The organism is Fulvivirga kasyanovii, assembly GCF_009711405.1.
Taxonomy (GTDB): domain Bacteria; phylum Bacteroidota; class Bacteroidia; order Cytophagales; family Cyclobacteriaceae; genus Fulvivirga; species Fulvivirga kasyanovii.
This window is the reverse complement of record NZ_SMLW01000652.1, coordinates 24,806-36,360: the sequence shown is the minus strand read 5'-3', so window position 1 is coordinate 36,360 and position 11,555 is coordinate 24,806. Positions and strand designations below refer to the sequence as shown.

Sequence of the window (11,555 nt, the reverse complement as noted above, 5' to 3'; positions counted from 1 at the left end):
ATATCCATCAAAGTGAATCCACGCCGTTTTTCCATGAATTGTATCCCTTTTAAAGCCGCTTTCACGATATTCCTTTCGAAAATAATCCCATTCTTTCCATACACCTGTTTTAAGTCCATCTTCATATGAGCCTTCATTAATTTTTCTACCCAGGCTATCATAATTTGCCCAAAATCCTGTTGGTATTCCATGGTTATATTTTCCTTTAGACTGAATTGTATCAGTTAAATAAAAGTTTGTCCACAGTCCATGTTCTTTGCCCTTGATATCAAATTGACCAATTGCTTTTAATCCTTGTTCATAGAAATATGTTGTGTCAGCTTGTGCACTTAAAATATTTGCCTTTGAAATGATTAACAGAACAACTAATAGTCTATTCATATTGTCGCATCAATTTTTCTTTTTAACACCTAGTAACTTGCAACTAAAATGAGTGGCCTCAGTTGCCAAGGGTACCGAAGTTGTTTTTTCACATTGCTCTGTTCGCATATTCATTTAGTGTTTGTAGCTTACGCCTTTTTTATCATTAAATATAATAATATCCCGAAAACGGCGCCTGATATAAAGCCTCCGATATGAGCTGCATTGTCAATCCCTCCAGTTAGTCCGAATAGCAAGTTTAAGACAACATATGGACCAATGAACATTAGTATTCCTTTCTTGGCATCTTTCGGAAAAGCACTGGTTAGCAAAAGTCCCAAAATAGCCCCATAGAGACCAAAAATAGCTCCTGATGCGCCAACACTGATGGTATTCTCATACCAATAAATACTTGACAGACTTCCACAAATACCTGAACCAAAATAAAGGATGGAATATTTGACTCGTCCGAAGATTGGCTCAACAAACAGAGCAGCGATGACGAGTCCATAAATATTCAATAATAGATGCATTATTCCTCCATGTAAAAACATGCTAGACACAAGTCTCCACCATTCGCCACCTATAGTCTCTGCTCTTCGGTTCGCTCCCCAGTCAAGAAGTTCTAAACCATTCGGTGAAACAATATGAACACCAGAAAATATCATCAGAAGGAAGATCAAAATGTTTAAATTAAGCAAGATTGATGTTGCATAATGATCACCTTTTGGGATCAAGAATTTTAGCATGTCAATCAGTTCATCTGATTTTGGTTTTATTCCTTTTAACTGTCGTTTGTGTTCCGCATGATGATATTTCGGAAATATTAGTGCGAATAAAAAAACACAAAAGCCAATCCCGAAGGATCCAAAAATCCATTCAAGTTTGTTTCCATTCCGGTCGGCATAACTTCCTTCTCTGGGCTCAATTACAATTATTTTATCTGGCGTTTTAATTTGTAATCTCTCAATTGCCCTTTCGAAACCTTCTCGATCATCTGAATGAGGAAGGATTTCGAAATAAGTTGGTTTGGAAAATTTATAAGATTCAAAATCTTTAATGGATTGTTCGAAGAACTGCTGATAAAGACTCTCCTTCTTTTCTGGAGAAAGCTTATTGCCGATCTGTTTGTGAAATTTTATGCCATACCAATACTTAAATTCTTGGTTTGATGTGTGGAAGGGATAAACGAAATAAGAGTCGAAATTCAAATATTCGTTGTATTTACCACTCGTACGAAATTCGGTATGAGCACTTCCAAAATCTCGGTTCAGTTTAATTTCCTCGAGCGTTAGATACCTTGCATCTTCTTCTAACATATCAATGGTTCGAACCGCTGATAATTTCCCTGTTGCTGTTTTCAAATAACCATTTGCTGCAATCATCATCCCGACCATAGCTGCCCAGGCCATCATCTGAAACAGAAACGATCCATTGTCATTTTTAAATTTTAAGATTCGTAGTTTAGGTCTAAGCCAAATTGTTATCGGAATCCATGGAATAATTAAAGGGAGCCAGATGTTAAAGACATCTTCTTTTATTGATAAAATCTCCGAATTGATCGTGAATACCCACCTAAAAAGTAACGTAGCCATTGTCGTTCCAAAAGTCACAACAATGAAGGTTGGGGCTACATGTTTAAATTTCTTTGAGTAATGTTTCATTTAGAGGACCATGGAAGCCAACATTTGAATATATGCAACGTTACACATATTCACTGTTTATTTCTTTTTCCCAGCAAACAACTTACTCACTCTATAATAATTTCATCCAAAAATAACCAGGCAGAACTCCCTTCGCCGCTGTGGCCTTCGGGGCAGGTTCCTATGTTATCTACGACTATTTTTATTTTGGAGAACTGCTGCCCGGAAAGTTGGATATCGAAGTCAACTATTTGCTTTTCTGCTGTTGTTACGGGAAGTGTAGCTTGCGTTTTCCCCAGTAGCTCATAGATGTTGCCTTCTTTAGAGCCATAAACGGTAACCTGATCGGGTCTGAAAATCCAGCTTCCGTAATCATGAAGGGTACCAACTCTGACTTTTTTAATGGTAACCGGATTATCAAAGCTAAAAATGGCTTCCATGTCTTTCCCGTTGAAGCCCTGCCATTGGCCGCTTCCAAAGTTCAGATTTGCCCGAATGCCATCTGTTAGCACAAATTCGTTGTTGCCGGAATATTTTTCTGCTGGTGGGTTAGCCTGCTGTGGCCTCATACCAAAGGCGTGATGAATAAAGATTTCGGTAGTTGAGATTTTTCCGGACAATTGATCGCCCTGAAACAAGCCCGCCTTGATTTGCATAGTACGCCCTGGATATAATGGGGAAGCGTACTTTTCACTTTCAGCATCCGGTTCTGAACCATCGGTCGTATAATAGATGTCACCTTTAGGGTTTTCAGCTTCCATCTTCATGGAGATGGTCTTTTCTGTTTCGTTAAACACAGGCACAATGTCTACGTTATTCATGCTTTTGGCATAGTTCACACCCATCTTGTCGAGTGTGGGAAGGTGCCTGTTGACCCGGTCAATGAAATTGTCCCAATCCTTCTTTTCTTTTGGCGTCCACAAAACTTCGGCCAGTGCATAGATGCGGGGGAAGATCATGTATTCTGCATGCTCGGGGGATGGTACATATTCTGTCCACAGGTTAGCCTGACCTCCTAAGATGTAGCTGGCAGCTTCTCCGAGGGAATCAGGGGCGGGATCGAACGTATAGACGTGGCTGATGGGTGAATAACCTCCGAAAGCCGGTGGTTCCAACTGCTGCTGTCCCTGGTAGTGATCAAAATACAAATGTGTACCCGGACTCATGACGGCTTTATGGCCTTTCTTGGCGGCCTCTATCCCTCCATTCATACCTCTCCATGACATTACAGTGGCATTTGGGGCCAGCCCTCCTTCCAATATTTCATCCCAACCGATCAGGCGGCGGCCATTGGCGTTAAGGAATTGCTCTACTCTGCTGATGAAATAGCTCTGCAGTTCATGGACATCTGACAACCCTTCGGTTTTGATCCTTCGCTGACATTTAGGGCACTGTTCCCAAGCTGTTTTGGTGGCTTCATCTCCGCCCACGTGAATGTACTGAGAAGGGAATAAATCCATAACCTCCGTCAGCACGTCTTCCAGAAACATAAAGGTGCTGTCGTTACCTGCGCAATAGATATCGGTGATCGGCCAGACGCCTCCGGATGGAACTGGAATAGGCTCTTGTTTGCATGAAAGCCATGGATAGGCAGATATCGCTGCACTTACATGTGCCGGCATTTCTATCTCAGGCACAATGGTCACATGTCTTTCCGCTGCATACTTCACAATTTCCCGGATATCTTCCTGGGTATAAAAACCACCAAAATCTGCTACTTCACCCTCTTCTGGCGTGGGCCGGGAGTTCCAGTGCAGGTTCTCCTTGTTCACTCTCCACGCTCCTTTTTCCGTGAGCAGCGGGTACTTTTTTATTTCAATCCTCCATCCCTGATCGTCTACCAGGTGCCAGTGAAATGTGTTCAGCTTATTCATAGCCAGGTAGTCGATGAACTTTTTAATGAAGTCTTTAGGGAAGAAGTGGCGTGATACATCCAGCATCATCCCTCTCCACTCAAAGCGCGGATGGTCATTTATTTTCAGCCACGGTATCATTACTTGGTTGGATGGCCTGATGTCACTATTTCCCCATAGTTGTCGTAAGGTTTGTACTCCATAAAAATAGCCTGCTCCTGATCTTGCTGAAAGGGTAATGCCTTTTTGATCTACCTTCAACCTGTAGCCTTCAGCGTTTTCAATGGATGAGTCCTTCACAAACCGGATCGCATTCTTCTGATCATCACCGTATTGAAGTTTTTGTCCCAGTACCGGATGGAGCATGTTATTCAGCATTTCGGCTATAACTTTGGCATTTTCATCCTGTTCACTGTAGGCAATTGCTGTATTGGCTGACAATTCAAAGGCCCTGTCCATCACCTCCATCTGAACAGGCTGAGGAATAATAGCGGGCGGCTGAGGTTGGACAGCATCTTGCTGCATGGGGCTACATGCTAAAAAGCCGATCATATTTAGCAAAGCAAGGTAGGTCAGTGTCTTCATTGATAATCTTCTATTTTAAATGTCCATGCGTATTTTCCGGGTATGTCATTATAGCCTACCTCACTAACATCTATTGTTAAAGTTTCCTGGTCATATTGCCAGGGCAGGTACCCTTCCCTTCCTAAGAGGGATATTTTTGTATTAGGCTTAGGCTCAGGCAACTTCAGGGCAAGTTCACTTTCAGGCCACCCCAGGGCTATGGCGTAGAGGTTATTATGGTTACGCGTATAGAGCAACCGTTCTCTTTCCGAGGAATAGGTAGCCGCCAATCCATGCTCATCCCCCTGATCACTTTGGTAAAAACGATCAGATGGAATCACCTCTTTTCCCTGACTCTTAGAGGCCCAGAACAACCTCGCGCTGGCATCGTGGGTACTTTCATGATATTGTGCTTTAAAGGCATATCTTTTTCCGGCTTTCAACTTTATAGGGTAAGCATTATCAGCCTCGGTATCCACGACCAACTTTCCATCAACCCAGACCTTGATGGCATCATCCGCCTCTGCGCTAAAGCTGTAGGTTTCGGAATATTCCGGCTCGATGTAGCCCTGCCAGACGGCAGTAAAATTGTCTTCTTTAACAGGATGGCCGGGAGTATCCCTGACGAGGTCAAAGCTGATATTAGCCTCAACCCTGGATAGTTTTGCTTCATACTTTTCGCTGGTCTTGCTGTTCATTTCTGCTCCGTAGATGGCTTCACCGTTTATTTTGAGCCATTCGCCCAGTTGCAGGAGGCGCTCCTGTTGAAGCAAAGGGATCATACCGTCTGCACCGGGGCCAACGTTGAGGATGAGGCCACCGCCATTAGCCACGGTAGTTGCAAAAAAGTGGATGAGTTCACGGGGAGACATGTAGTCGTTGAGGCCCTCATTCCGGTTCAGGCCGAATGACCTGCTCAGGCTTCTGACTTCTGCCCATGGTCTTTCCATGGCTTCAAGGCCTGCGCTATATTCCGGCGTCAAAAAGCCTATGTCGCTGCCCGAGCCCCAGCGGTTGTTCACCACGGCCTCCTCTCCCAGCAAATTGTAATACCAGGAGATCAGCTCTGCGGAATGCCATTCTTCCGCGGTATTGAACCACTCTCCGTCAGCAAATATCAGTGATGGCTTGTAGGTAGAGACCAGCTCTTTAAACTGTGGGATCATATGCTGCTCCACATAATTCCCGATGTTCCGGTGAGGGTCTGTATCCCAGCGGTGCAGCGGGTGGTTCCATTCGGGAAGGGAGTAATAAAGCCCCATTTTCAGTCCTTCTGACTTTACTGCATGGGTAAGCTCACCCACTATATCACGCTTTGGGCCTACTTCTACACTGTTCCAATTCCTGGCATATTTGCTGGGCCAGAGACAATAACCATCGTGATGTTTGGAAACCATCACCACGTAACGAGCACCGGAAGCTTTAAACAGCTCAGCCCACTGCGCCGCATCAAACAGTTCTGCTTTGAACAGTGGTGCAAAGTCGTTGTAAATGAAGTTATCACCATAGGCTTTCTTCATGAATGTAGTCCGTGTGGAGTCTCCGCTTTGCAACCCTTTCAAAAACCATTCGCTGTAGCTGTTCTTTGCAGAGTACGCAGGCACAGAATACAGTCCCCAATGTATGAAAATGCCAAGTTTGGCCTCTTTGAACCACTCGGGGTATGGGCGTTCGCGCAGGGTTTGCCAATCATCGGTATATTTCTGCTGCGCCTGGTTAGGGTATGGAAGTATGCACAACACGAAGGCCAGGGCAATTATGGATCTTCTGATATATCGGGGAATGTCTTTATTCATTCATTAATCATTTTCCAGCTTGTCGAGCCAGTTTTTCTTTAGGATCACAGATGCTACAGCGAAAATCAAAAATGCGATCAGCATCGACCACAATTCTCTTATAACCAGGTAGATCGGCATAACGACAAGGGTAAACTGCCAGATCATTCCAATCACGATATTAAAAGCATCCCTGCCTGCATTCTTATTTGGCTGAAAGTCAGGGTATCTTTCGATGGTCATCTTTTTAACGGGCCCCCACCAGCCCCAGGGCCTTACGCTTTTGTAGAAGTCGATCAGGGTTTCTTCATTATCGGGCCTGGTGAGCAGGGAACCTCCTATTGACCCAACCAAGGAGACCAGGAGAATAAACGGGAAGGCGTAAAGCGGCTGAACCTCAGGAAACAGAAAAGGCAATATCAGTGAAGCTGCCAAACCGGCCATCATGCCCCAGAAATAGCCAAAGCCGTTGAACCTCCACCAGTACCACTTCAGCAGATTGGCTGCGGTGTAGCCACCGAAAAGGGCTCCGAATATCCATTGAGTTACGGAATTGATGGATTCAATAATGAAACCAAAAGAAATACCCAACACGATGATCACGAAGGAAGCAATGTAACTTGCCCTTACGTACAGTTTTCTGCTTCCATCCGGTTTGATGTATTTTTTGTAGATATCATTAACAAAATATACAGGGGCTGCATTGACGGTAGCGGCATAAGTTGACATAAATGCAGCAATTAACCCTGCCAGCAGCAGCCCTGTAAAACCGACAGGAATGAAATTATTGATGGAATAAGGCAGGATCATTTCAAAATCAAAGCCTGATTCCGTACTGATCTTTGGACCGAGAAATACTATGGCCAGAATGGTAAGGCCTGTAACGAGCATGTAGCGCGGGAAATACATCACCAGCGACACCAGGCCGCTCATTTTGGCTGCATCTTTTGCGGTTTTGGTTGCCAGGATCCTCTGCATATCATAGTTAGGCACGGGGCCTGCCATACTTACCAGTACGCCTTTGAAGAGCATCATCATTACAAAGAATGAGAACCATGTAAAACCGTCTTCACTGATTTTGGTGTTGACAGAATTGATGATGCCCGTCCAGTCCAGTTCAAGGTGCGACCCGAAGAATACATTTTTCCAGCCTTCCGGGATATGCTCTGCCAGCATTTCGGGACTCACGAGGTCCATAGCAATAATTCCTACGGCCACGGAGGCAATGGTCATGATCACAAACTGGATAAGCTCGGTGATGACCACACTATACATTCCGCCTTTGATGACATAGAGCGAGGTAAAACCAATCAGAATAAGTGCATAAGTATCGGGTTCCAGATCCCATGGCAGGAAGGTTTGGGAAAACTTGCCAATTCCTTTAAAGGTATAGGCAATAAACCCCACTACACTGATCAAAGCAAAAATAACCACCACCAATTGGGAAAGTTCTGCTCCGCGGCCATTGCCAAAGCGCTTTTCCAACCATTCGGCACCGGTCATTACATTGGACCTGCGCAACCAGACGGATAAATAAACCATCAGGAATATCTGATTGAACGTGGGCCAGATCCATGGCAACCATGCACTTTTAAGCCCATAGACGAAGCACATAGACACCAGCCACATGGTGCCGGTGATGTCAAACATACCGGAAGCATTTGAGACGCCCAATATCCACCAGGGAATGGTTTTACCTCCCAAAAAGTAGGCTTGCAGGTCTTTGGAAGCTTTTTTAGAAAAGTAAAACCCAAGGGCAATGGTCAATACCAGGTAGCCAACAATGATTACTACGTCTATCAGTTCAAGCTTCATATTTCGATACAGGCATCATAAAGTGAATATACGGTCAGGTCTTTTTCCAGCCCGGAGTGGTCGTCTGTATTTATTGTTACTGTTTTCTTTCTGCCGGGAACCAGGTCAAAATAGTTATCTGAAAAGTTATTTTCAAACCCAGATGCTTTTAAACATACATTCCTGGCCAACACATTTGCCGAAAGCTCTATTACAGTCCTTCCTGCCTCTTGTCTGAACTTTGCCTCTATTTCCGGCTTTTCCCATTTGATGGCTTTAGGTTCGACAAAGTAGTGATTGTCTTCATAAATAACTTCACCATCCCTCACGATTCTCGCAGTTAGCATGTGGCTGGCCTTATCCTTACCTTCAATTAGCTGCTTAACCGTGGTCTTGCACACGGCTTTGCTACTATTCTCGGCAATGTTCAGGTTGTGTCTGCCTTCGTAAACTTTCTTTCCTGAGAAGTCGAGTACATCTACTTCGAGAACAACTTTTTGAGGCACAAGTGAATCGGAAATGACAAAGACCTCAATATGATCATCCTCTTGAATGGTAGAGGCTATGATTTCCTGATAGGCGGTTTTAACAAAAAACTGGAGCGCTTTCCATCGGCCATAGTAATCCACGCTTGACCATGAGGCCACCGGCCAGCAGTCATTTTGCTGCCAGTAAAGTGTGCCCATACAGAATGGCTTGTTCCTTCGATGGGCATGGATGGCGGTTTTAATGCCTTCTGCCTGTAGCAACTGGCTCAGGTATAAAAAGGCCTCGAAGTTTTTGGGCTGGCTGTAGTGCTCCTCCATATATTTTTTGATCAGGGCATTGCCTCTGGGGTGCTTTTGGTGTAGCAACATTACAGGGCTCATCAAATCCCAGTCTTCCTGCTCGGTATATTTTTTTACCGAATCGATATCCGGGAATGACTGAAAGCCATATTCACTCATGAACCTGGGGACATAGGTGTTGTAAGAGCTGAATGGCAGCTCTCCATGCCACACGCCCCAATAATGGTTATTGCCGATTTTCAGATCATCCAGTTTTTTCCAGTCACTGATCGGGGAAGATGGCAGGTAAAATTTTTCAGGGTCCAGCGCTTTGACAACATTGGGCAGCAGCTTATGGAACAGGTTATTGTAATACTTTTTCAGGAGTATCTGCGTGACATTGTCATAACCAAATTCCTTTTGCCAGCCCCAGGAGACCCAGCCGATAGCAATTTCATTATTGCCACACCACAAAGCTATCGAGGGGTGATTTCTCAATCGCTTTACGTTATAAACGGCCTCTTTTTCGACATTTTTGAGAAAAGCGTCGTCTCCGGGATACATGCTACAGGCAAACATGAAATCCTGCCAGATCATGATGCCACGTTCATCAGCCAGATCATAGAATTCATCGTTTTCATAGAAGCCTCCTCCCCACACGCGAAGCATGTTCATGTTGGCCTCCACGGCATTATCGAAAACTTCCCTGTATTTCTCTGAGGTGACCCTATCCAAAAAGCTATCCGAGGGAATGTAATTGGCCCCTTTGATGAAAACAGGGGTATCGTTGACTTTAACAAAGAAGCTTTCTCCATCACTATCCGGTTTGTTTATAACTTCTATCGTTCTCAGTCCGACTTTCAAATGCTTTTCGGCGACAGTCTGACCATACTTTTGCGCCTTCACTTTTATCTTGTAAAGATCGGGCTCGCCCATGCCATTGGGCCACCATCGCCGGGGATCACTGATGGTAGCGGTGAGCGAAATGTTGTTTTTACCTTGCTCCAACGATACATGCTCCTTCTTCACATCAACGCCTGTACCTTCCGGTGATGTAGCTGTTAGCTGCAAATCAATGTTTTGAGCTTCAACTGCATTAAGCTCTACATGGGCAGTAATCACTGCCCTTTTCTCTGTCAGTGCATTTTGCTCAACATAAAGGTCGGCTATCTCCAGATCATTCCAGGCTTCAAGGTACACGGGGCGCCAAATGCCTGAAGTTACAAATCGCGGTCCCCAGTCCCAGCCGAAGTGATAGGGTGCCTTACGGGAATAAACACTGAGTTTGTCATCAGATTTATCATTCCCGGCAGGGTAAGTAAAACCTGCTTTTTCATAGAGTGGCCGGGTTACTTTGATTGGGGAATGAAAATAGAGTTTTAATTCGTTAGAACCTGCTTTTAATAATTGTTTACAGTCATGCTGCCACTTGACAAACATGTTGTCTGATTTGAATATCAGGATGTCATTCACATAAACGTCTGCGTAGGTATCCAGTCCATCAAACACGAGGTTAACAACATCGTATTCCAGGTCTTCGGGTTTGATCTCAAAGTTGAGCTGATATTCCCAATCTTCATTTTCTATCCATTGCAATTTGGTTTCGTTGTCCCTGTAAAAGGGGTCATCTATCAGGCCATGTTTCAGAAGGTCGGTGAAATTGGTGGATGGCACGGTGGTATCATACCATTGTGTGGTACCAGCCTTTCTAAATTGCCAACCTTCATTAATACTTAAAACATTACGAAAGTTTGCCCTTGCGCTCTTTTTATCCGTTACTTTTAAAGCCACTTCGTTATTTGTTTAGTAGGTGTATGCTCACGTTTTTAACTGTTTACAGCAGGTGAGTCTAATAATTTTGATAATTCGAGGGTTTTGACTGCATAAGTGAAGCCTTTGTGGATGCTGTACGCTCCATAGGTACCGTCTTTGCGCAGTGCCAAAAAGCCGACCTGTATGTTGGCGATATCCTTTTCGTTTTTCACAATACGCTTCAGCACTTCCTTGCAAGCCTCCGCCGGCTCATAACCGTGGCGCATCAGCTCAACCACCATAGCACTTCCGGCTGACCTGATCACGGTTTCGCCAAGGCCTGTCGCGCATGCCCCGCCGATTTCGTTGTCTACAAAAAGCCCTGCACCTATAATTGGTGAATCACCCACCCGGCCGTGCATTTTCCAGGCTGCACCGCTGGTGGTACAGGCCCCGGAAATATCACCATTATGATCCATGGCCAGCAAGCCGATGGTATCGTGGTTTTCAATGTTGATCACAGGTTTGTATTCCGAGGTTTTGAGCCATTCTTTATAGTCTTTGGCTGTTTTCTCCGTCAATAAATTTTCCGGCTTAAATCCCTGGGCGAGGGCAAACTGTTTGGCGCCTTCTCCTACGATCATGACGTGTGGCGTTTCTTCCATCACTTTACGCGCTACGGCCACCGGGTTTTTGATATCCTGTAAAAAGGCTACGGCACCACATCCGTCTTTACTCATGACGCAGGCATCAAGGGTAACTATGCCATCTCTGTCAGGAAAACCTCCAATGCCTACGGTTTGATTTTCAGGATCATTTTCTACGATCATCACACCTTTTTCCGCCGCGTCCAGGGCGTTGCCTTTCTTTTCCAGCACCTTCCAGGCCTCATCATTGGCCATCAGCCCGTGGTTCCAGGTGGATATTACAACAGGGCCTTTGGCAGATTTTCGCGGAGCAGGAAGCACCTTCCCGAAAAGGCTCTGGGAAATGCCCCATGCCGGCAGGCTAAGGGATGCTATTTTAAGGATGTCTCTTCTTTTCATG

General features: G+C 44.8%; 7 protein-coding genes. All 7 read right to left on the bottom strand.

Features of this window, described 5'->3' with window-relative positions; all coding sequences use genetic code 11:
- The coding region (locus E1163_RS24305) for a toxin-antitoxin system YwqK family antitoxin (RefSeq protein ID WP_425482740.1) at nt 1-381 on the bottom strand (381 nt) is incomplete at its 3' end.
- A gap of 128 nt (nt 382-509) precedes the next feature.
- Nucleotides 510-2,024, bottom strand: a complete 1,515-nt coding sequence (locus tag E1163_RS24300; protein WP_221418076.1) for a rhomboid family intramembrane serine protease — start codon at nt 2,022-2,024, stop codon at nt 510-512.
- An 86-nt stretch (nt 2,025-2,110) separates the two neighbouring features.
- Entirely contained in the window at nt 2,111-4,441 is a 2,331-nt protein-coding gene (locus E1163_RS24295) for a beta-N-acetylhexosaminidase (protein WP_155175239.1), read from the bottom strand.
- Nucleotides 4,438-6,216, bottom strand: coding sequence for an alpha-L-fucosidase (locus E1163_RS24290; RefSeq protein WP_155175236.1), 1,779 nt, complete (start codon nt 6,214-6,216; stop codon nt 4,438-4,440). Before E1163_RS24290 ends, E1163_RS24295 begins: the two co-directional genes overlap by 4 nt.
- Before the next feature lie 3 nt (nt 6,217-6,219).
- A complete protein-coding gene (locus E1163_RS24285; RefSeq protein ID WP_155175234.1) occupies nt 6,220-8,010 on the bottom strand; it encodes a sodium:solute symporter family protein in 1,791 nt (596 codons plus the stop codon).
- Nucleotides 8,007-10,547 carry a glycosyl hydrolase 2 galactose-binding domain-containing protein gene (locus E1163_RS24280; protein WP_155175232.1) on the bottom strand — a complete coding sequence of 847 codons (2,541 nt, stop codon included), beginning with the start codon at nt 10,545-10,547 and terminating at the stop codon, nt 8,007-8,009. The genes E1163_RS24285 and E1163_RS24280 overlap by 4 nt, the downstream gene beginning before the upstream one ends.
- 35 nt (nt 10,548-10,582) lie before the next feature.
- The gene (locus tag E1163_RS24275) at nt 10,583-11,554 is read right to left on the bottom strand and encodes an isoaspartyl peptidase/L-asparaginase family protein (RefSeq protein ID WP_155175230.1); all 972 of its coding nucleotides are present in this window, start codon (nt 11,552-11,554) and stop codon (nt 10,583-10,585) included.
- Nucleotide 11,555 lies beyond the last annotated feature (1 nt).

Coding starts and splice junctions, on each gene's coding strand:
- E1163_RS24285 (WP_155175234.1), bottom strand. CDS start 8,010: ATGAAGCTTGAACTGATAGACGTAGTAATCATTGTTGGCTACCTGGTA.
- E1163_RS24275 (WP_155175230.1), bottom strand. CDS start 11,554: ATGAAAAGAAGAGACATCCTTAAAATAGCATCCCTTAGCCTGCCGGCA.
- E1163_RS24290 (WP_155175236.1), bottom strand. CDS start 6,216: ATGAATAAAGACATTCCCCGATATATCAGAAGATCCATAATTGCCCTG.
- E1163_RS24295 (WP_155175239.1), bottom strand. CDS start 4,441: ATGAAGACACTGACCTACCTTGCTTTGCTAAATATGATCGGCTTTTTA.
- E1163_RS24300 (WP_221418076.1), bottom strand. CDS start 2,024: ATGAAACATTACTCAAAGAAATTTAAACATGTAGCCCCAACCTTCATT.